This window comes from Pseudomonas sp. NPDC089547, assembly GCF_050280665.1.
Taxonomy (GTDB): Bacteria; Pseudomonadota; Gammaproteobacteria; order Pseudomonadales; family Pseudomonadaceae; genus Aquipseudomonas.
The window spans coordinates 1-21,262 of sequence record NZ_JBNNVS010000064.1 but is presented as its reverse complement, the minus strand read 5'-3'; the positions used below and the strand labels follow the sequence as shown (position 1 = coordinate 21,262).

Genomic DNA, 21,262 nt, shown 5'->3' with positions numbered 1-21,262 from the left:
GTCCTGGTTGAAGTCGACGATGCCGTTGGCGTGCTTGATGATCGCCCCCGGGCTTGGGCACGCCTTCAGGCACCCTGGGTCGGCGCAGTGCATGCAGCCATCCTTGCGGATCAGCCACTCCAGGTTGCCGTCGTCGCGCTCGTGCTCGGTGAAGCGCATCAGGGTCCAGGTTTCGGCCGTGAGGTCCTGGGGGTTGTCGTAGGTGCCGTGGTTGTGGCCGACCTCGTCACGCAGTTCGTTCCACTCCGAGCACGCCACCTGGCAGGCCTTGCAGCCGATGCACTTGGTGGTGTCGATCAGCTTGGCGACTTCCTGCTGCTGGCGTACCGAAGGCGGTACGGTGGTGGTGGCCGAGCGGGCGATGATGTCTTGGCTGGCCATCAGAGTTTCTCCACTTTGACGAGGAACGACTTGGACTCTGGCGTCTGGGTGTTGCCGTCACCCAGGAATGGCACCAGGGTGTTGGTCAGGTAGCCATGCCGGGTTGCGCCGGTGAAACCCCAGTGCAGCGGGATGCCGATTTGATGCACGGTCTGGTTGTTGACCTGCAGCGGGCGAATCCGCTTGGTCACCACAGCCACCGCATCGATATGCCCGCGCTTGCTCGACACACGCACCCGGTCGCCAGCCTTGATGCCTTTTTCGTTGGCCAGCACCTCGCCGATCTCGACGAACTGCTCGGGCTGGGCGATGGCGTTCAGGCGGCAATGTTTGCTCCAGAAGTGGAAGTGCTCGGTCAGCCGGTACGTGGTCGCGGCATAGGGGAACTCGTCGTGCGTGCCCAGGGTGTCCCACACCGAGTCGAAGATGCGCCCGGCCGGGTTGCTGACCACCTTCTTGTTCTGCGGGTGCAGCGGGTTGATGCCGATCGGCGTCTCGAACGGTTCGTAATGCTCGGGGAACGGGCCTTCGGCCATCTTGTCGATGGCGAAGAAACGCGCCACACCTTCAGGGTTCATGATGAACGGGTTCATCCCCGCCTCGGGTGGCGAGTCGACCTTGAAGTCCGGCACGTCGGTACCAGTCCAGGCCTTGCCGTTCCACCACACCAGGCGCTTTTTCTCCGGGTCCCACGGCTTGCCTTGCGGGTCGCTGGAGGCACGGTTGTAGAGGATGCGGCGGTTGGCCGGCCAGGCCCAGGCCCAGTTCTGCACCTGGTGCATGCCAAACGGGTCGCTGTTGTCACGGCGCGCCATCTGGTTGCCCTGCTCGGTCCAGCTGCCAGCAAAGATCCAGCAACCGGATGCCGTGCTGCCGTCGTCTTTCATCTGGGCGAAGCCCGACAGTTGCTGGCCCGCCTTGAGCGTGGCACCGGTGGCATCGGTAAGGTCGGTGACCGCCCAGCCGTTCATCTCCTTGGCCAGCTCCTCCGGGGATGGCTCATCAGGAATCTTGTACGGCCAGCTGATGTTCATCATCGCGTCAGGGTAGGCACCACCCTCCGCCTGGTAGCGTTGGCGCAAGCGCAGGAACAGCTCGCTCATGATCTGCACGTCGGTGCGGGTCTCGCCCGGGCCATCGGCGCCCTTCCAGTGCCACTGCAACCAGCGGCTGCTGTTGACCAGCGAACCGTCTTCCTCGGCGAAGCAGGTGGTGGGCAGGCGGATCACTTCGGTCTGGATGTTGGCCGTGTCAACATCGTTGAACGGCCCGGCGTTGCGCCAGAACTCCGAGGTTTCGGTGGCCAGCGGGTCCATGATCACCAGCCACTTGAGCTTGGCCAGCGCCGCCGTGACGCGGTTCTTGTCCGGCAGCGCGGCGATCGGGTTGAAGCCCTGGCACAGGTAGCCGTTGACCTTGCCCTGGCCCATCATCTCGAACATGCGTAATACGTCGTAGGCCGGCACATCGAGCTTGGGCAGCCAGTCGTACCCCCAGTTGTTTTCTGCGGTGGCGTTTGCGCCATACCAGGCCTTCATCAGGCTGACGTGGAACTTGCCGTAGTTCTGCCAGTAAGAAAGCTGGCCCGGGCGCAAGGGTTTGGATGCGCGCTTGTCGATGTAGGTGGCGTAGTCCTGCTCGGCATCACCCGCCAGGGTCAGGTAGCCCGGCAGCGAATTGGACAACAGGCCGAGGTCGGTCAGGCCCTGGATGTTGGAGTGCCCGCGCAGGGCGTTGACCCCACCACCCGGCATGCCGACGTTGCCCAGCAACAGCTGGACCATGGCCGCGCTGCGGATGATCTGTGCGCCAATCGAGTGCTGCGTCCAGCCGAGCGCATAGAGAATCGTCATGGTCTTGCCCGGTGCCGAGCAGGTGGCGATCTCTTCCCAGACCTTCATCATGGCGTCCTGCGGCATGCCGCAGGTCATGCTGGCGATTTCCGGGGTATAGCGGCTGTAGTGCTGCTTCATCAGCTGGAACACACAACGTGGGTGCTGCAAGGTCGGGTCAACCTTGGCAAAGCCGTCCTCGCCCAGCTCGTAACCCCAGCCAGACTTGTCGGCATACACACGCTTGGCCTCGTCGTAGCCGCTGAACAGCCCGTCCTCGAAGCCATAGTTCTCTTTGACGATGAACGACACGTCGGTGTAGTTGCGCACGTATTCGTGCTGGATCTTGTCGGTGCTCAGCAGGTAATTGATCAGCCCGCCCATGAAGGCGATGTCGGTACCGGTACGGATCGGCGCGTAGTAATCCGCCACCGAGGCGGTACGGGTAAACCGCGGGTCGACCACGATCAGGCGCGCTTTGTTGTGCGCTTTCGCCTCGGTCACCCACTTGAAGCCGCACGGGTGCGCTTCTGCTGCGTTGCCACCCATCACCAGGACCAGATTCGCGTTGGCGATATCGGACCAGTGGTTGGTCATGGCGCCACGGCCGTACGTCGGGGCAAGACTTGCCACCGTCGGGCCATGTCAGACACGTGCCTGGTTATCGAACCCCAGCATGCCTGTTGCGCGGACGACCTTGTGGGTCAGGTAGCCGGCCTCGCTAGAGGCGGCGGATGCAGCGAGAAAACCGGTGGTGAGCCAGCGGTTGACAGTTTGCCCCTGGGCGTTCTTCTCGATGAAGTTGGCGTCGCGGTCCTGCTTCATCAGCCCGGCAACGCGGTCTAGCGCCTCATCCCAACTGACCCGCACCCACTCCTTGCTGCCCGGCTTGCGTACTTCGGGGTACTGCAGGCGGCTCGGGCTGTGGATAAAGTCAAGCAGGCCGGCACCTTTCGGGCAGAGGGTGCCGCGGTTGACCGGATGGTCGGCGTCACCTTCGATATGGATGATGTTCTGTTTGACGTTTTTGCCCGCGTCACCCTGGCTGTACAGGATCAGGCCGCAGCCGACCGAGCAGTAGGGGCAGGTGTTGCGGGCTTCTTTGGTATGCGCCAGCTTGAAGTGACGCACCTGCTCGGCGAAGGCCGGCGTCGGGGCCATGCCCAACGCCGCCAGGCTCGAGCCTCCAAGGCCGACGGCGGCGACCTTGAAGAACTGCCGACGGTTGAGATCCATCGTGCACTCCTGATCAGGTGGTGGACGCACGGAACATGGCCGGCGCCTCTTGGTAGTCACGGTGGCGGCTTTTTGATGGCTGCCAATAGATAAGACTAGTCAAAAATCGGGAAGGTGCGATGACGTGGGTCAGTGGTGGGGATTGATTGTGCAGCACGCCCGAGCATGACAATACAGCTACAGGCTTGCTCGATTTCACGACCCTGATGCCCAAGTGCTGGGCATCAGGCAGATGTGTCGGTGCAGGTCAGTTATTGGAACAACCATTCCCCACAATGCGGTACTCCATGATGTGCCGGTCGCCCTTGGAGTCGTCGTAAGTCAGCTGCATTGGCACCACATCGCAGACATCAGGTACCGGGGTTACCGCCACAACATGGGCGATATCGAGGCGCTGAGCGTAACGATAGGGCTCCACCGTAACCTGTGCAGTTTGGGTAACCTGATCATCGGCTATGGCGACAGAACCCAGGCAGCCGAGGAACAAAACGAGTAACAGCTTCATCGCAATCACCTGTATCGAAGGCGTGAGAAGGCCAGCGCACTTGAATGGCGCTCAGTCGAAATAAACAGTTGTGGAGGTAGCCCGGCGCCGTCGGACGCCGGGCGGGGTTACATCAGAAAGGCTTGGTAGGCAGGTACTTGCCGTCCAGGGTGATCACCGCGCGGTGGCCACCGTCCGGATCTTCGACCTTCTTGATGTCCAACTTGAAGTTGATGGCACTGATGATGCCGTCGCCGAATTTCTCGTGGACCAGCGCTTTGAGGGTGGTTCCATACACCGACATCATTTCGTAGAAGCGGTAGATGGTAGGGTCGCTCGGCACACCGTCGAAGAAGCTGCCGCGGATTGGCATCGATTGCAGCAGAGCGACTTGATCTGCATCGAGGTCGAGCTTCTCGCCTACAACCTTTGCGGCGCTTTCAGGCAGCGGATGTTGGCCCAGCAAGGCCGCGGTGACAAAGGCCTCGGATAGGCCGGTACCGTCAACGATCTGCGCGAAGGACAGGTCCTTGCGAGCCTTGGCCAGAATGATGATTTCGGTCAGTTCCTGGCGAGCGGTGCGGGTAGCTTGAGTCTGGATCATGGTAACTCTCCTGGGTAGGTAAAGGCGTAGGTACAGGTTTCAGGCAACGTGCCTGGCTTGTTGGGAAACGGCGTGGACTTCAGGGTTTTCTGCAAGCGACACGAAAGCCCCGGTGCTGCCATCAAAGGCGTCGATACGTCCGGTTTCGATGTCATAGATCCAGCCATGCAGGGTGACGCGGCCTTCTTCTAGAGCAAGGCGAACGGATGGGTGGGTCTGGATGTTGGCCAGTTGCGCGATGACGTTTTCGCGCACCATGGAAGCGACTTTGCTGGGTTTATCGGGGTGCTGACGGGCTTCGTTAACCACCTTGGCCGAGTCGGCGTACCGCAACCAGCCGGCTACGGCAGGCATGTGATCTAAACACTTGCAGGTGGCAATGGCGGTCATCGCGCCGCAGTCCGAGTGGCCGCAGATCACGATGTCGGCGACCTTGAGCCCGGCCACCGCGTACTCGACCGAGGCCGAAACACCACCAGGCTCCGGGCCATACGATGGCACGATGTTGCCGGCGTTGCGGATGACGAACAGGTCGCCTGGCTCGCGCTGGGTAACCAGTTCAGGCACCAGCCGGCTGTCAGAACACGAGATGAACAGCGCCTTTGGACTTTGCTGGTTAGCCAGGTCCTTGAACAGTTTGACCCGCTCAGGGAAGGCGTTTTGCTGGAACTTCAGAAAACCGTCGATGATCGCTTTCATGGTTGCTGTCTCAATGTCGCTGGGTGTGGAACAGAGATTAAGCAGCGCATGGCATAAGGTAAAAGTCTCATTTATTATGCTATTGATCAGATAATCTTATGGGTTAAGACATGCTCGCTCGGCACATCCAGTACTTCCTCGCGGTTGCAGAACATCTCAGTTTCACCAAGGCAGCAGCGGCACTGCATGTCTCTCAACCGGCCTTGTCACAGCAAGTCAGGCAACTGGAGGAAAGCCTTGGTGCTCAGTTGTTCGACCGCTCAGGGCGAACAACGCGTTTGACTGACGCGGGCGATGTCTATCTGCTGTATGCCCGCCGTGCGTATCAGGAGTTGCGGGAAGCTAAAAGCGCTATCCATGACGTAAGCGACCTCAGCCGTGGTTCATTGCGCGTTGCTGTAACGCCGACATTCACGACCTATTTGGTGGGGCCGCTAATCGAGGCATTTCATTCCAGGCACCCCAAAATCACCGTCAACCTGAAAGAGATTTCCCAGGAGCGTATCGAGGAGCTTCTTTTGGCAGGAGAACTGGACATAGGGATCGCGTTCGATGAAGTAAATACACCGGACATTGAAGCCGTCCCCTTGCTGAACGAAACCCTCGCGCTAGTCGTAAACCGCAGACACCGCTTGGCCGAGGAGCGGGCAATAACATCGCAAGGCTTGAGTGCCGAGTCTCTGGTTCTGCTCAGTACAGAGTTTGCCACCCGTGAACAAATCGACCGCTACTGCCGCAAACACGAGATTCGCCCTCAGGTGCAGATGGAGGCCAACGCACTTGGCGCGGTGATTGAAATAGTTCGCCGGACGAATCTCTCGACGTTGCTGCCTGCCAGAATTGCATTGGCCCATGACGACCTGGTGGCCATCACCCTGGAGCCAGAACGCTTGCAGCGAACGGCCGTTCTTCTACGGCGAAAAGAAGCTTATCTGAGTGCGGCGGTGGGGGTTTTCATCGAGCTGGCCAAAGAAGTGTCCAGCGGGCTTGATGAGTGAGGTAGCCACGAGGGTTGATGGCGCGGCTTGGCGCTTGGGGAAGGAGACTGCACTTGGGGTTGGTTTCGGCGTGATTGCCATGCCGCCACCGGGGGGGAAAGCAAAAAACCTGATCCTTCAGCTGTGAAGGATCAGGGTTGCCAAGGCTTACAGGCCCAGTTCAGTCAGGCCTGGGTGGTCATCCGGGCGGCGCCCCAGTGGCCAGTGGAATTTGCGCTCGCTTTCCTTGATAGGCATGTCGTTGATGCAGGCGAAGCGGCGGTGCATCAAGCCATCGGCTTCGAACTCCCAGTTTTCATTACCGTAGGAGCGGAACCAGTTGCCCGAGTCGTCGTGCCACTCGTAGGCGTAACGGACAGCGATGCGGTTGTCGGTGAAGGCCCAGAGCTCTTTGATCAGGCGGTAATCCAGCTCTTTCTTCCACTTGCGAGTGAGGAAGGCCTGGGCTTCTTCGCGATTGGTTGCAAACTCGGCGCGGTTGCGCCACTGGGTGTTCAGCGTATAGGCGAGGGCAATTTTTGCGGGCTCGCGGGTATTCCAGCCATCTTCGGCAAGGCGGACTTTCTCAATCGCGGATTCACGAGTGAAAGGAGGAAGTGGCGGACGAGCTTGTTCATTGGACATGGGAGTGCCTCCAGGGCAGTGGATACATTAAAAGAGTTAGCATTCATTAAATGAGGCCAATGCGACTTGGCCTAATTGTAGCAATATTGAATAACGTGTCGCGTTGACTGAAAGCGTGCAGCCGATAGCCGTCGTCAGTGACAGCAGCAAGTTGCTGTTACTGACGGCTCATCAAAAAACAATACAAAGATAACGATTAATGTGTAACCGAGTTATCAAGCGCTTCTGCGCTTTGCTTCCCTGAGTAATAACTTCGCTACTTCTTTGGCACTCTCAAGTGAGGAATGGTCCCCCATGACACGGGCCACGGTAATCGTGCCCTCTATCAGCACAAAGAGTTGCCTCGCCAAGCCCATCGGATCGTCGATAGCCAATTGGCTGGTCAGCTCAAACGTGTAGTCCAGCAGCTTTTGTTTATGCAGCTTCGCGATCTGGCGAATAGGGTCTTCTGCATCGCCAACTTCTCCGGCGGTATTGATAAAAGCACACCCCCGGAAACCGTCTGATACGAACCAACTCTTGAGCACATCAAACATACCGATGATGCGTGCTTGCGCAGATTCCGCTTTGTCACATTCGCTTCTGAACCACTGCATCCAGCGTACATCGCGGGCATTGAGTGCCGCCGCAGCGACATCGTCCTTGTTCGCGAAGTAACGGTAAATACTTTTACGTGCTACGCCCGAGGTCTTTACCAACAAGTCCATGCCCGTGGCATGAATCCCGTTCTCGTAAATTAACTGCTCGGCAGTCGCCAGTATTTTTTCGCGTGTATCGGTTATTGGCTTATCCATGTAGCCAGAGTAGAACGACCGTTCTCCCCGGTCAAGCACCTATTGAAAATTTTTAGATTGCAGGTTGGGAGAGTGTGTTTGATGCGCAGAGATAACCCGGGGCCCAAGCTGACCGTCACCCTGCACCGAGCTGCCTCAAGTGTTCACTGGGCGATTCGACAGCGTAACCGCCATTGCAGCTGAAGCATGCATTGACGCCCGACTTCGGCAGATTATACAGTTTGTATACATTATGATTTTGCACACAAGGAAGCACTGCAATGCGTGGAATACTCCCCATCGCCCTACTCGTCAGCACCTTCGCATCGCTGGCGTTCGCCGATACGCAAGGCATCACCTACGCCATCGAAAACCCGCTGCGCCCCGGTGCCAAGGCCGCCCACTGCCCCGCGCAAGCGCAGGTAGTCGATGGTTGCACCTTCCATAGCGTGGCCGGGGACACCTACTCCGCCAGGCTGGCAGTGGCGCCTGGGGAGACCTGGGTCGCCAGCACCCCGGACTCCGCTACTGTCGAGCTTCAGCCGCAAGCGCCAGCAGGCCAGGACTATCAAGTGATACGGGTCGTGCCTAATCCGGCGGTCAATGCCGATACCACCGTCACCTTCGACAAGCTCACTGGCGCACCCGGCGCCCAGAAAGTCATCGAGCGTCGCCGTATTAACGTAATGATTCATCCGGCCTGATTGGGCAAAAAAAAAAGCGAAGCCAAATCAATGGCTTCGCTTTTGGTTTTTGCTGCTTTGAAAAAGCGGTGAATCAGAACGGAATATCGTCATCGAAGCTGTCAAAGTCAGCCGCTGGCTGCGGTGCAGGCTGCTGCGGCGCCGGGCGCTGTTGCTGCTGCGGGCGCTGGGCCTGCTGACGCGGCGGTGCCTGGTTGTACTGTTGCTGCTGGCCGCCACCTTGGTTGTAGTTACCGCCACCCTGGTTGTACGGGTCGCCGCCTTGCTGCTGACCCTGCGGACGGCCGCCGAGCAACTGCATGGTGCCGTTGATGTCGACGATGATCTCGGTGGTGTAGCGCTTGATGCCGTCTTTTTCCCACTCGCGGGTCTGCAGCTTGCCTTCGATGTAGCACTGCGAACCTTTGCGCAGGTACTCGCCGGCGATTTCGGCAACCTTGCCGAACAGCGACACACGGTGCCACTCGGTACGCTCGACCTTCTGGCCCGACTGCTTGTCGGTCCACTGCTCGCTGGTGGCCAGGCTCAGGTTGGTCACGGCGTTACCGTTGGGCAGGTAGCGGACTTCGGGATCCTGGCCACAAGTGCCGACCAGAATGACTTTGTTAACCCCACGGGCCATAACGTTCTCCTAGGCTTCGCACGCCGAAGAGGCTGGATTCACCAGTCGCTCGAGGGTCGCACGGTCCAAAATTTTCGTATCCAGTTTGATATAGATGGCGGCTTCTTCTGCCACCACAACGGCGTCGGTCACACCCGGCACAGCCATCAGGCGTTCAGTCAGGCCGGCTTCCCGGACTGCCTCTGGCGTAAGCGGCATGCGCAGGCTGGTCACATACGGCGGCTCGTTCATGCGCAAGGCGACGACCAGCCAGATGGCGCACAGCACCGCGCAACCCAGGAACACCATGTTCAGCCCGCCGTGCTGGAACAACCAGCCACCAAGGATTCCTCCCAGGGCAGCGCCGAGGAACTGGCTGGTGGAGTAAACCCCCATCGCCGTCCCCTTGCCACCTGCAGGCGACACCTTGCTCACCAGCGAAGGCAGCGATGCCTCCAGCAGGTTGAATGCGGTAAAGAATACCACGGTGCCAATCACCAGTCCGCGCAAACCGTCAGCCCACCCCCAGAAGTATATCTCTGTGAGCATCAGGACACTGACAGCACCGGCCAACACGCGTTTCATCTTGCGCTTTTTTTCGCCGTAGATGATGAACGGGACCATTGCAAAAAATGAGATGAACAGCGCGGTCAGGTACACCCACCAGTGCTGCTCCTTGGGCAGGCCACCACGCTCGACCAAGGCCAGCGGCAATGCGACGAAGCTGGCCATGAGAATGGCATGCAGGATGAAGATGCCTACATCCAGGCGCAGAAGGTCCGGATGGCGCAGGGTCGGGCCGATTGCCTTGCGTGCCACACCGGACTCGCGGTGTTGCAGGATGCTGTGGGTGTTGGGCACCACGAAGGCGATCAGCAGGATGCCGACCAGGGCAAGCCCTGCTGTGGCCAGGAACAATCCTGACAAACCATAGGCACTTGTCAGCAACGGCCCGACGACCATGGCGACCGCGAACGACAGGCCGATGCTCATGCCGATCATGGCCATGGCCTTGGTGCGGTGTTGCTCGCGGGTGAGGTCGGACAGCAGCGCCATGACCGCGGCAGAAATCGCCCCGGCCCCCTGCAAGATGCGCCCGGCAATCACACCCCAGATGGAGTCGGCCTGGGCCGCCAACACACTGCCAAGGGCAAAGATCACCAGCCCCAGGTAAATCACCGGCCGGCGGCCGATGCGGTCGGAAATCATCCCGAACGGGATCTGCAATACCGCCTGGGTCAGGCCATAGGCGCCAATAGCCAGGCCAATCAGCGCAGGCGTGGCACCGGCCAGGTCCATGCCGTAGGTGGCCAGTACCGGCAAGACCATGAACATGCCCAGCATACGAAAGGCAAAGACCAGGGCAAGGCCGCCAGCGGCGCGGGTTTCGCCGCCACTCATGCGCTCGTTGTGGGTGTCGTGCATGGATTAACCTCGTGTGAACCGGCGGCGATTCTATCAGTCCGACAGCTTGACGGCATCTACGCGACGCTTTGCCGCGCCATGCTGGCGCGCCGTATACTTCCTTGTTTATGCCCGCCAAGCGAGGCCGCAGTGGACAAGATCCTGATTCGTGGGGCACGTACCCACAACCTGAAGAACATCGACCTGACCCTGCCCCGGGACAAACTGATCGTGATCACCGGCCTGTCCGGTTCCGGCAAGTCGTCCCTGGCGTTCGACACCCTGTACGCTGAAGGCCAGCGCCGCTACGTGGAATCGCTGTCGGCCTACGCCCGGCAGTTCCTGTCGATGATGGAAAAGCCCGACGTCGACACCATCGAAGGCCTGTCGCCGGCCATTTCCATCGAGCAGAAGTCGACCTCGCACAACCCGCGCTCCACCGTCGGCACCATCACCGAAATCTACGACTACCTGCGCCTGCTTTATGCCCGCGTGGGTACGCCACGCTGCCCGGACCACGACATCCCGCTGGAGGCGCAAACGATCAGCCAGATGGTCGACCTGGTGCTGGAGCGCCCGGAAGGCAGCAAGCTGATGCTGCTGGCGCCGGTGGTGCGCGAGCGCAAAGGTGAACACCTGGCGGTTTTCGACGAACTGCGCGCGCAGGGCTTTGTCCGCGCCCGGGTCAACGGCAAGCTCTACGAGCTGGACGAGTTGCCCAAGCTCGACAAGCAGAAAAAGCACAGCATCGATGTAGTGGTGGACCGCTTCAAGGTTCGCGCCGACCTGCAACAGCGCCTGGCCGAATCGTTCGAGACTGCGCTCAAGCTGGCCGACGGTATCGCCCTGGTGGCGCCGATGGACGACGAACCGGGCGAAGAGATGATCTTCTCCGCGCGCTTCGCCTGCCCGGTTTGTGGCCACGCGATCAGTGAGCTGGAGCCGAAACTTTTCTCCTTCAACAACCCCGCCGGTGCATGCCCGACATGCGATGGCCTGGGCGTGAAGCAGTTCTTCGACACCAAACGCCTGGTCAATGCCGAACTCACCTTGGCCGAGGGCGCGATCCGCGGCTGGGACCGGCGCAATGTGTACTACTTCCAGATGCTCGGTTCGCTGGCCGCGCATTACGGCTTCAGCCTGGAGGAGCCATTCGGTGAGCTGTCGGCCGAACACCAGAAGGTGATCCTTCAAGGCAGCGGCAAGCAGAGTGTCGACTTCAAGTACCTCAACGACCGTGGCGATATCGTCAAGCGCTCGCACCCGTTCGAAGGCATCGTGCCGAACCTGGAGCGCCGTTACCGCGAGACCGAGTCGGCCACCGTGCGTGAAGAGCTGGCCAAGTTCCTCGGCACCCAGCCCTGCCCGGATTGCCGTGGTACCCGCCTACGCCGCGAAGCACGCCATGTGTGGGTGGGCGAAAAGACCCTGCCGGCGGTTACCAACCTGCCGATCGGTGAAGCCAGCAACTACTTCGGCGAGCTGACCCTTACCGGCCGCCGTGGCGAAATTGCTGCAAAGATCCTCAAGGAAATCTGCGAGCGCTTGCAGTTCCTGGTCAACGTCGGCCTCGATTACCTGACCCTGGACCGCAGCGCCGATACGCTGTCTGGCGGCGAGGCGCAACGTATCCGCCTGGCCAGCCAGATCGGCGCCGGCCTGGTGGGGGTCATGTACATCCTCGACGAACCGTCCATCGGCCTTCATCAACGCGACAACGATCGCCTGCTGGCCACCCTCAACCACCTGCGCGACCTGGGTAACACGGTAATCGTGGTAGAGCACGACGAAGACGCCATTCGCCTGGCGGACTACGTGGTTGATATCGGCCCTGGGGCCGGTGTACATGGTGGGCAGATCGTGGCCGAGGGTACGCCGCAGGAGGTCATGGACCACCCTGATTCGTTGACCGGCAAATACCTGTCCGGGCGCAAGAAGATTGTCGTGCCGGCCAAGCGCACACCACGCAACAAGAAGTTGCAGCTCAAGCTCAAGGGCGCACGTGGCAACAACCTGCAGAACGTCGACCTGGAAGTCCCGATCGGCCTGCTGACGTGCGTGACCGGGGTGTCCGGCTCGGGCAAGTCGACGTTGATCAACAACACCTTGTTCCCGTTGGCAGCCACTGCCCTGAATGGTGCAAGCACCCTGGAAGCAGCGCCGCACAGCAGCATGGACGGCTTGCAGCACCTGGACAAGGTGGTGGATATCGACCAGAGCCCGATCGGCCGCACCCCGCGCTCCAACCCGGCGACCTATACCGGGATCTTCACGCCAATCCGCGAGCTGTTCTCCGGCGTGCCGGAGTCACGCTCACGCGGCTACGGTCCGGGGCGCTTCTCGTTCAACGTCAAGGGTGGCCGTTGCGAGGCCTGCCAGGGTGACGGCCTGATCAAGGTGGAGATGCACTTCCTGCCAGACATCTATGTGCCGTGCGACGTATGCAAGAGCAAGCGCTACAACCGCGAAACCCTGGAGATCAAGTACAAGGGCAAGAACATCCACGAAGTGTTGGAAATGACCATCGAGGATGCCCGCGAGTTCTTCGACGCGGTACCCGCGCTGGCGCGCAAGCTGCAAACGCTGATGGATGTGGGCCTGTCGTACATAAAGCTGGGCCAGTCTGCGACCACACTTTCTGGCGGTGAAGCCCAACGGGTGAAACTGTCACGCGAGCTGTCCAAGCGCGATACCGGCAAGACCTTGTACATCCTCGATGAGCCAACCACCGGCCTGCACTTTGCTGACATCCAGCAGTTGCTGGACGTACTGCATCGCCTGCGCGACCACGGCAACACCGTGGTGGTGATCGAGCACAACCTGGATGTGATCAAGACCGCCGACTGGCTGGTGGACCTGGGGCCGGAAGGTGGTTCCAAAGGCGGGCAGATCATTGCCTGCGGTACGCCAGAAGAGCTGAGCGAGATGAAGCAGTCGTATACCGGACACTACCTGAAACCGCTACTGGAGCGGGATCGCGCGTAAGGCATTTGGGGGCGCTTTGCGCCCCATCCGACCGGTACGGCGCCCCGGCAAGGCCGCTCCTACAGGCGATCGCGCAACCCAAAGGTTCATGCGATCGCCTGTAGGAGCGGCCTTGTGTCGCGATGGGCTGCAAAGCAGCCCCCGGCTCTCACATCTGCGATTGCAGGTAGTTCTCCAGGCCGATGGCCTTGATCAGGCCCTGCTGCTTCTCCAGCCAGTAGGTGTGATCTTCTTCGGTATCCGCCAATTGAGCACGGAGAATGTCACGGCTGATGTAGTCCTTGTGCAGTTCGCACAGCTCGATGCCTTTGCACAGGGCACCACGCACCTTGTACTCGAGCTTGAGGTCAGCCTCGATCATTTCCGGCACGGTGCTGCCGACCTCAAGGTCGTCCGCACGCATGTCAGGGGTGCCTTCGAGCATCAGGATACGCCGCATCAGAGCATCGGCGTGCTGGGTCTCTTCTTCCATCTCGTGGTTGATGCGCTCGTAGAGCTTGGACAGGCCCCAGTCTTCGTACATGCGCGAATGAATGAAGTATTGGTCGCGTGCCGCCAGTTCGCCCTTCAGCAGCGTGACGAGGTAGTTGATTACGTCCGGGTGGCCTTGCATCGCCCTGATTCTCCATATGAAAACGTCTATGCCATATAGTGTGAACCAGCTTTTGCCTACGGTCACTGAAAAACACGCAATTAGATGCAAAAAAACGGTTAAACAGTAGTGATATTCATTGAAAAACCGCCCAAATGAGGGCGGTTCTGCTTATCACTTAGAGTTAGGCCAGATTGACGCCTAAAGCCTTGGCAACCCCTTCGCCATAGGCCGGGTCGGCCTTGAAGAAGTACTGCAATTGGCGCTGGATCACGTCTTCGCTGACACCTGCCATGGTCCCGGCAATGTTGCTGATCAACAGGGCCTTTTGCTCATCGCTCATCAGGCGGAACAGCGCGCCGGCGTGGCTGAAGTAGTCAGTGTCTTCGCGGTGATCGTAACGGTCCGCCGAACCATTCAGGGCCAGCGCTGGTTCAGCGTGGCGTGGCGACTGCTTCGGCGCATCGGCGTAGCTGTTGGGCTCGTAGTTCGGTGCGCTGCCGTAGCTGCCCGTGGCCATCGAACCGTCGCGCTGGTAGCTGTTTACCGGGCTGCGTGGCGCGTTCACTGGCAACTGCTGGTGGTTGGTGCCTACACGGTAGCGGTGCGCGTCAGCGTAAGCGAACACCCGGCCCTGGAGCATGCGGTCTGGCGACAGGCCGACACCCGGGACCATATTGCTCGGGCCGAACGCCGCCTGCTCCACTTCAGCGAAGTAGTTGAGGGGATTGCGGTTGAGCTCGAGCACACCGACTTCGATCAGCGGGTAATCCTTCTGCGACCAGGTCTTGGTCACGTCGAACGGGTTCTCATCTCGGCTGGCAGCCTCAGCTTCGCTCATCACCTGAATGCAGACAGTCCAGCGCGGGAAGTCGCCACGCTCGATGGCCTCGAACAGGTCGCGCTGAGCGTAGTCCGGGTCGGTACCGGCCAGGCGTGCTGCGTCGGCCGGGGCCAGGTTCTTGATGCCTTGCTGGGTCTTGAAGTGCCATTTGACCCAGGTGCGCTCACCCTGTGCATTGATCAGGCTGTAGGTGTGGCTGCCAAAGCCATGCATGTGACGATAGCCGTCTGGAATGCCGCGGTCCGAGAACAGAATGGTCACTTGGTGCAACGCCTCGGGCGAGTGCGACCAGAAGTCCCACATCATCTGGGCATTCTTCAGGTTGGATTGCGGGTGACGTTTCTGGGTGTGGATAAAGTCAGGGAATTTGAGCGGGTCACGAATGAAGAACACCGGCGTGTTGTTACCCACGATGTCCCAGTTACCTTCCTCGGTGTAGAACTTGACGGCAAAGCCGCGTGGATCGCGCTCGGTGTCCGCTGAACCACGCTCACCACCGACAGTGGAAAAGCGCAGGAAGGTTTCTGTCTGTTTGCCAACTTGCTCGAACAGCTTGGCGCTGCTGTAACCGCTGATATCGCGGGTTACGGTAAAAGTGCCATAAGCGCCCGAGCCCTTGGCGTGCACACGGCGCTCAGGAATGTTCTCGCGGTTGAAATGGGCAAGCTTCTCGATCAGGTGGAAGTCATCGAGCAGCAGCGGGCCGCGTGGGCCGGCAGAGCGGGAATTCTGGTTGTCGGCTACAGGTGCACCGCTGGCGGTGGTGAGAATCTTGCTCATGGGCTCTCCTTATCGGTCTTCAAACGCCGGCTAATCGGCTATGGAGAGAGTATTGACGAGCAAGGTTACAGGGACAAATTCATTACATGACTTGTATCAATAGAAAGAAACAATACTTACAGGCACAAAAAACCGGGCACTAGGCCCGGTTTTTTGTAGCAGACAGAACGTCTTACTCAGCAGCTTCTACAGCACCGCCGACCGGACGATCAACCAGCTCGACGTACGCCATAGGCGCGTTGTCGCCAGCGCGGAAACCGCACTTCAGGATGCGCAGGTAGCCGCCCTGACGGGTGGCGTAACGCTTGCCCAGGTCGTTGAACAGTTTGCCAACAGCGGACTTCGAACGGGTACGGTCGAAGGCCAGACGACGGTTAGCAACGCTGTCTTCCTTGGCCAGGGTGATCAGCGGCTCGGCAACGCGGCGCAGTTCCTTGGCTTTCGGCAGGGTGGTTTTGATCAGCTCGTGCTCGATCAACGACACTGCCATGTTCTGGAACATAGCCTTGCGGTGAGAGCTGGTACGGCTCAGGTGACGTCCACTTTTACGATGACGCATGATTCATTCCTTACCAAACACTACGTTCGGTGATTACGACGATCAGGCGGTCGCCTTGTCGTCTTTCTTAAGACTTGCAGGCGGCCAGTTGTCGAGGCGCATGCCGAGAGACAGACCACGAGAGGCCAGGACGTCCTTGATTTCAGTCAGGGACTTCTTGCCCAGGTTAGGAGTCTTCAACAGCTCTACTTCGGTACGCTGAATCAGGTCGCCGATGTAGTAGATGTTCTCCGCCTTGAGGCAGTTGGCCGAACGTACAGTCAGTTCCAGGTCGTCAACCGGACGCAGCAGGATCGGATCGATCTCGTCTTCCTGCTCGACTACGACAGGCTCACTGTCACCTTTGAGGTCGACGAACGCGGCCAGCTGCTGTTGCAGGATGGTCGCAGCGCGGCGGATAGCCTCTTCAGGATCCAGGGTGCCGTTGGTTTCCAGATCAATGACCAGTTTGTCCAGGTTGGTACGCTGTTCAACACGGGCGTTCTCGACCACATAGGCGATACGACGCACCGGGCTGAACGAAGCGTCCAACTGCAGACGGCCAATGCTACGGCTTTCGTCTTCGTCGGTTTGACGGGAGTCGGCCGGCTCGTAACCACGACCACGAGCTACAGTGAGCTTCATGTTCAGGGCGCCGTTCGACGCCAGGTTCGCGATTACGTGATCGGGGTTGACGATCTCGACATCGTGATCCAGCTGAATATCGGCAGCGGTAACCACCCCCGAACCCTTTTTCGACAAGGTCAGCGTAACTTCGTCACGACCGTGCAGTTTGATAGCCAGGCCTTTCAGGTTCAACAGGATTTCAATTACGTCTTCCTGAACACCTTCGATCGCGGAGTACTCATGGAGTACGCCATCGATCTCGGCCTCGACTACTGCACAGCCAGGCATGGAGGACAACAGGATGCGGCGCAGCGCGTTGCCCAGGGTATGGCCGAAACCACGCTCGAGAGGCTCGAGCGTAATCTTGGCGCGGGTCGGACTGACTACCTGCACATCAATGTGGCGGGGAGTCAGGAACTCATTTACCGAAATCTGCATGGATGCACCTATTTTCTAGCCCTTACTTGGAGTAGAGCTCGACAATCAGGTTTTCGTTGATGTCGGCAGACAGGTCGCTGCGAGCTGGAACGTTCTTGAAAACGCCCGACTTTTTAGCAGCATCCACGTCAACCCACTCAACGCGGCCACGCTGGGCGCACAGTTCAAGGGCTTGAACAATGCGCAGCTGGGCCAGCGATTTCTCGCGGACCGCGACCACGTCACCCGGACGAACTTGGTAGGATGGAATGTTTACAGTCTTACCGTTGACGCTGATCGCTTTGTGCGAAACCAGCTGACGGGACTCGGAACGAGTCGAGCCGAAGCCCATACGGTAGACGACGTTATCCAGACGGCACTCGAGCAGTTGCAGCAGGTTCTCACCGGTTGCGCCTTTTTTCGAGGCTGCAGCCTGGTAGTAACCGCGGAACTGACGCTCCAGTACGCCGTAGATACGACGAACTTTTTGTTTCTCACGCAGCTGGGTGCCGTAGTCGGACTGACGGCCACGGCGCTGGCCGTGGATACCTGGGGCTGCTTCGATGTTGCACTTCGATTCCAGAGCGCGAACGCCGCTCTTCAGGAACAGATCGGTGCCTTCACGACGAGACAGTTTGCATTTTGGACCAATGTAACGTGCCATTCTTCTGTCTCCTGATTACACGCGACGCTTCTTCGGCGGACGGCACCCGTTATGCGGGATTGGCGTCACGTCGGTGATGCTGGCGATCTTGTAGCCGCAGCTGTTCAATGCACGAACGGCGGATTCACGACCCGGACCTGGACCCTTGACGTTAACGTCGAGGTTCTTCAGACCGTATTCCAGCGCAGCTTGACCAGCACGCTCAGCAGCAATCTGGGCTGCGAACGGGGTGGATTTGCGCGAACCACGGAAACCCGAACCACCGGAGGTCGCCCAGGACAAAGCATTGCCCTGACGGTCGGTGATGGTCACGATGGTGTTGTTGAAAGATGCATGGATGTGGGCGATGCCATCAACCACTGTCTTTTTGATTTTCTTACGAGGACGAGCAGCAGGTTTTGCCATGTCTATATTCCTGGGCGATTACTTGCGGATCGGCTTACGCGGGCCCTTACGGGTGCGTGCGTTGGTCTTGGTGCGCTGACCGCGAACCGGCAGACCTTTACGATGACGCAGGCCGCGGTAGCAACCCAGGTCCATCAAGCGTTTGATCTTCATGTTGATGTCACGACGCAGGTCACCTTCGGTGGTGAACTTCGCAACTTCGCCACGCAGGGTTTCGATTTGCTCGTCGCTCAGATCCTTGATCTTAGCGGCTGGGTTTACACCAGCGTCTGCACAGATCTTCTGTGCAGTTGTGCGACCGACACCATAGATGTAGGTCAGCGAGATAACAGTATGCTTGTTATCTGGAATGTTGACGCCTGCAATACGGGCCATTCAGTGGGACTCCAATTGACAGCTACCTACGCCCCGGAAGCCAAGAAATAGGGCGCGAGATAATATCGCTGTAGAAACGAATAATCAACCCAGCAGCACACTAGCTGCTGGGTTTGAAACGCAGATCACACTCAGCCTTGGCGCTGTTTGTGACGCGGTTCCGCGCTGCAGATCACTCGAACGACGCCTTCGCGACGGATGATCTTGCAGTTACGGCACAGCTTTTTCACCGATGCACGAACTTTCATTACCGACTCCTCGAACCTTAGGGGCGTATCAGCGCAGCAAACCGCTGCCACCGTAGCCTTTCAGGTTGGCTTTCTTCATCAGGGATTCGTACTGGTGCGAAACGAGGTGCGATTGTACTTGGGACATGAAGTCCATCACAACCACTACCACAATCAGCAACGAGGTCCCGCCAAGGTAGAACGGCACATTTGCTGCCACCACCAGGAACTGGGGCAGAAGGCAGACGGCCATCATGTAAAGAGCACCGAACATGGTCAGACGAGTCAGAACGCCATCAATGTAGCGTGCCGACTGCTCACCAGGACGGATACCCGGAATAAAGGCACCGGACTTCTTCAGGTTTTCCGCTACGTCTTTCGGGTTGAACATCAGCGCTGTGTAGAAGAAGCAGAAGAAAATGATCCCTGCACTAAACAGCAGAATGTTCAACGGCTGACCAGGAGCGATCGACTGCGAGATGTCCTGCAGCCAGCCCATACCTTCGGACTGACCGAACCAGGCACCCAGCGAAGCCGGGAACAGCAGAATGCTGCTCGCGAAAATGGCCGGGATAACCCCCGCCATGTTCACTTTCAACGGCAAGTGGCTGGTCTGCGCAGCGAAGACCTTGCGGCCCTGCTGACGCTTGGCGTAGTGAACGGCGATACGACGCTGGCCACGCTCAATGAACACCACGAAACCGATAATCGCTACTGCCAGCAAACCGATAGCGACCAGGGCGAAAATGTTGATATCGCCTGTGCGCGCAGACTCGAAAGACTGCCCGATTGCTCTCGGAAGACCGGCAACGATACCTGCGAAGATCAACATCGAGATACCGTTGCCCACACCGCGCTCGGTGATCTGCTCGCCCAGCCACATCATGAACATCGCGCCCGCCACGAAGGTGGAGACGGCAACGACATGGAAGCCAAGGCCTACAGAAAACGCCACGCCCTGGTTGGCCAGGCCAATGGACATGCCAATGGCTTGAACCAGTGCCAGGATAACGGTGCCGTAGCGGGTGTACTGGCTGATCTTGCGACGGCCAGCTTCACCTTCCTTCTTCAACTGCTCCAGTTGCGGGCTGACCGCCGTCATCAGCTGCATGATGATCGATGCCGAGATGTACGGCATGATCCCCAGTGCAAAGATGCTCATGCGCTCAAGCGCGCCACCGGAAAACATGTTGAACAAGCTAAGAATGGTCCCCTCATTCTGCCGAAACAGATCCGCCAGACGGTCCGGATTGATGCCGGGAACCGGGATATGCGCACCTATCCGATAGACGATGATCGCCATGAACAGAAAGCGCAGACGAGCCCAGAGTTCCGACATCCCGCCCTTACCGAGCGAAGAGAGAGCACCTTGCTTAGCCATTTATTCCTCGAATTTGCCGCCAGCTGCTTCGATAGCCGCACGCGCACCCTTGGTGGCTGCGATGCCCTTGATGGTGACTGCGCGAGTAACTTCGCCAGACAGCATGATTTTCACACGCTGAATGTGCTGGTTGATCACGTTGGCATCCTTCAGGGATTGCACGGAGATCACGTCGCCTTCCACCTTGGCCAGCTCGGACAGACGCACTTCTGCGCGGTCCATGGCTTTCAGGGAAACGAAGCCGAACTTCGGCAGACGACGGTGCAGCGGTTGTTGACCGCCTTCGAAGCCAGGAGCGATCGAACCACCCGAACGGGAAGTCTGACCTTTGTGGCCACGGCCGCCGGTCTTACCCAGACCGCTACCGATACCACGACCTGGACGATGCTTCTCGCGACGGGAACCCGGCGCTGGACTCAGATCATTGAGTTTCATCGATTAGCCCTCGACCTTCAGCATGTAGTAAGCCTTGTTGATCATCCCGCGGTTCTCGGGAGTATCCTGGACTTCTACAGTGTGACCGATGCGACGCAGACCCAGGCCTTTAACACACAGTTTGTGGTTAGGCAGACGGCCCGAGACGCTCTTGATCAGCGTTACTTTTACGGTTGCCATGATCAGAAGATCTCCTCGACGCTCTTGCCGCGCTTGGCAGCAATGGATTCAGGAGATTGCATGGCTTTCAGACCCTTGAAGGTGGCGTAAACCACGTTCACTGGGTTGGTCGAACCGTAGCACTTGGCCAGAACGTTCTGAACACCAGCAACTTCCAGGACAGCACGCATTGCGCCGCCGGCGATGATACCAGTACCTTCCGAAGCAGGCTGCATGTAAACCTTCGAGGCGCCATGGGCAGCCTTGGTGGCGTACTGCAGGGTGGTGCCCTTCAGGTCAACCTGGATCATGTTGCGACGAGCAGCTTCCATGGCTTTCTGGATCGCGGCTGGTACTTCGCGCGATTTGCCACGGCCGAAGCCGACACGACCTTTACCATCACCAACCACGGTCAACGCGGTGAAGGTGAAGATACGGAGGCGACCCAGCAATACCGTACCGAACACCACCTCTTCGCGCCCGGACAGCTGCG

General features: G+C 59.0%; 24 protein-coding genes. 3 read left to right on the top strand and 21 right to left on the bottom strand.

The features are described from left to right. The 5 genes from ACQKPZ_RS26005 to ACQKPZ_RS25985 form a co-directional block, all read right to left on the bottom strand. On the bottom strand, positions 1-381 hold a 381-nt coding region (locus ACQKPZ_RS26005; protein ID WP_427543753.1), incomplete at its 3' end, for a 4Fe-4S dicluster domain-containing protein. Beyond that, positions 381-3,449, bottom strand: a complete 3,069-nt coding sequence (gene fdnG, locus ACQKPZ_RS26000) for a formate dehydrogenase-N subunit alpha (RefSeq protein WP_427543750.1) — start codon at positions 3,447-3,449, stop codon at positions 381-383. The genes ACQKPZ_RS26005 and fdnG, both read right to left, overlap by 1 nt. Positions 3,450-3,696: 247 nt before the next feature. Beyond that, on the bottom strand, positions 3,697-3,954 hold the full coding sequence (locus ACQKPZ_RS25995) for a DUF2790 domain-containing protein (protein ID WP_427543747.1): 258 nt from the start codon (positions 3,952-3,954) through the stop codon (positions 3,697-3,699). A gap of 112 nt (positions 3,955-4,066) precedes the next feature. After that, positions 4,067-4,537, bottom strand: coding sequence for a cyanase (gene cynS, locus ACQKPZ_RS25990; RefSeq protein ID WP_427543744.1), 471 nt, complete (start codon positions 4,535-4,537; stop codon positions 4,067-4,069). Positions 4,538-4,576: 39 nt separating this feature from the next. Beyond that, on the bottom strand, positions 4,577-5,236 hold the full coding sequence (locus ACQKPZ_RS25985) for a carbonic anhydrase (protein ID WP_427543741.1): 660 nt from the start codon (positions 5,234-5,236) through the stop codon (positions 4,577-4,579). 110 nt (positions 5,237-5,346) lie between these two features. Between ACQKPZ_RS25985 and cynR the strand changes: the two genes are divergently transcribed. After that, entirely contained in the window at positions 5,347-6,234 is an 888-nt protein-coding gene (gene cynR, locus ACQKPZ_RS25980; protein ID WP_427543738.1) for a transcriptional regulator CynR, read from the top strand. Positions 6,235-6,381: 147 nt separating this feature from the next. Here cynR and ACQKPZ_RS25975 read toward each other — a convergent pair whose 3' ends face one another. Continuing rightward, positions 6,382-6,858: a DUF1348 family protein gene (locus tag ACQKPZ_RS25975; RefSeq protein WP_427543735.1), complete on the bottom strand. Its 477-nt coding sequence runs from the start codon at positions 6,856-6,858 to the stop codon at positions 6,382-6,384. 215 nt (positions 6,859-7,073) lie between these two features. Continuing rightward, the gene (locus tag ACQKPZ_RS25970) at positions 7,074-7,652 is read right to left on the bottom strand and encodes a TetR/AcrR family transcriptional regulator (RefSeq protein ID WP_427543732.1); all 579 of its coding nucleotides are present in this window, start codon (positions 7,650-7,652) and stop codon (positions 7,074-7,076) included. 260 nt (positions 7,653-7,912) lie between these two features. Here ACQKPZ_RS25970 and ACQKPZ_RS25965 point away from each other — a divergent pair, with 260 nt between their 5' ends. Beyond that, the gene (locus ACQKPZ_RS25965) at positions 7,913-8,335 is read left to right on the top strand and encodes a hypothetical protein (protein ID WP_427543729.1); all 423 of its coding nucleotides are present in this window, start codon (positions 7,913-7,915) and stop codon (positions 8,333-8,335) included. A gap of 73 nt (positions 8,336-8,408) precedes the next feature. Here the strand turns inward: ACQKPZ_RS25965 and ACQKPZ_RS25960 are convergent, their stop codons facing one another. Together ACQKPZ_RS25960 and ACQKPZ_RS25955 are read right to left on the bottom strand one after the other, a co-directional pair. Next, positions 8,409-8,957, bottom strand: coding sequence for a single-stranded DNA-binding protein (locus tag ACQKPZ_RS25960; protein ID WP_103448767.1), 549 nt, complete (start codon positions 8,955-8,957; stop codon positions 8,409-8,411). 9 nt (positions 8,958-8,966) lie between these two features. Continuing rightward, entirely contained in the window at positions 8,967-10,361 is a 1,395-nt protein-coding gene (locus tag ACQKPZ_RS25955; protein ID WP_427543726.1) for an MFS transporter, read from the bottom strand. A 129-nt stretch (positions 10,362-10,490) separates the two neighbouring features. Between ACQKPZ_RS25955 and uvrA the strand changes: the two genes are divergently transcribed. Next, complete coding sequence (gene uvrA / locus ACQKPZ_RS25950; protein WP_403202799.1) at positions 10,491-13,325, top strand: excinuclease ABC subunit UvrA; 2,835 nt, start codon at positions 10,491-10,493, stop codon at positions 13,323-13,325. 148 nt (positions 13,326-13,473) lie between these two features. Here the strand turns inward: uvrA and bfr are convergent, their stop codons facing one another. The 12 genes from bfr to rpsE all read right to left on the bottom strand — a co-directional run bounded on the left by bfr (position 13,474) and on the right by rpsE (position 21,257). Then, complete coding sequence (gene bfr / locus ACQKPZ_RS25945; RefSeq protein WP_003257116.1) at positions 13,474-13,938, bottom strand: bacterioferritin; 465 nt, start codon at positions 13,936-13,938, stop codon at positions 13,474-13,476. Positions 13,939-14,101: 163 nt separating this feature from the next. Continuing rightward, positions 14,102-15,541 carry a catalase gene (locus tag ACQKPZ_RS25940; protein WP_427543723.1) on the bottom strand — a complete coding sequence of 480 codons (1,440 nt, stop codon included), beginning with the start codon at positions 15,539-15,541 and terminating at the stop codon, positions 14,102-14,104. Between the two features lie 172 nt (positions 15,542-15,713). Continuing rightward, the gene (gene rplQ, locus ACQKPZ_RS25935; RefSeq protein WP_003255451.1) at positions 15,714-16,100 is read right to left on the bottom strand and encodes a 50S ribosomal protein L17; all 387 of its coding nucleotides are present in this window, start codon (positions 16,098-16,100) and stop codon (positions 15,714-15,716) included. A gap of 42 nt (positions 16,101-16,142) precedes the next feature. Continuing rightward, positions 16,143-17,144 carry a DNA-directed RNA polymerase subunit alpha gene (locus ACQKPZ_RS25930; RefSeq protein WP_003255452.1) on the bottom strand — a complete coding sequence of 334 codons (1,002 nt, stop codon included), beginning with the start codon at positions 17,142-17,144 and terminating at the stop codon, positions 16,143-16,145. A 22-nt stretch (positions 17,145-17,166) separates the two neighbouring features. Then, entirely contained in the window at positions 17,167-17,787 is a 621-nt protein-coding gene (gene rpsD / locus ACQKPZ_RS25925) for a 30S ribosomal protein S4 (protein WP_012270238.1), read from the bottom strand. 15 nt (positions 17,788-17,802) lie between these two features. Further along, a complete protein-coding gene (gene rpsK / locus ACQKPZ_RS25920; RefSeq protein ID WP_012270237.1) occupies positions 17,803-18,192 on the bottom strand; it encodes a 30S ribosomal protein S11 in 390 nt (129 codons plus the stop codon). Between the two features lie 18 nt (positions 18,193-18,210). Beyond that, positions 18,211-18,567 (bottom strand): 30S ribosomal protein S13, encoded by a 357-nt coding sequence (gene rpsM, locus ACQKPZ_RS25915; protein ID WP_003255457.1) that lies wholly within the window; start codon positions 18,565-18,567, stop codon positions 18,211-18,213. A 131-nt stretch (positions 18,568-18,698) separates the two neighbouring features. Next, positions 18,699-18,815 carry a 50S ribosomal protein L36 gene (gene rpmJ / locus ACQKPZ_RS25910; RefSeq protein ID WP_002555468.1) on the bottom strand — a complete coding sequence of 39 codons (117 nt, stop codon included), beginning with the start codon at positions 18,813-18,815 and terminating at the stop codon, positions 18,699-18,701. 28 nt (positions 18,816-18,843) lie between these two features. Further along, complete coding sequence (gene secY, locus ACQKPZ_RS25905; protein WP_003257108.1) at positions 18,844-20,175, bottom strand: preprotein translocase subunit SecY; 1,332 nt, start codon at positions 20,173-20,175, stop codon at positions 18,844-18,846. Further along, positions 20,176-20,610, bottom strand: a complete 435-nt coding sequence (rplO, locus tag ACQKPZ_RS25900) for a 50S ribosomal protein L15 (RefSeq protein ID WP_003255461.1) — start codon at positions 20,608-20,610, stop codon at positions 20,176-20,178. A gap of 3 nt (positions 20,611-20,613) precedes the next feature. After that, positions 20,614-20,790, bottom strand: coding sequence for a 50S ribosomal protein L30 (gene rpmD / locus ACQKPZ_RS25895; protein ID WP_003255463.1), 177 nt, complete (start codon positions 20,788-20,790; stop codon positions 20,614-20,616). Between the two features lie 2 nt (positions 20,791-20,792). After that, complete coding sequence (rpsE, locus tag ACQKPZ_RS25890; RefSeq protein ID WP_427543756.1) at positions 20,793-21,257, bottom strand: 30S ribosomal protein S5; 465 nt, start codon at positions 21,255-21,257, stop codon at positions 20,793-20,795. Positions 21,258-21,262: the final 5 nt, after the last annotated feature.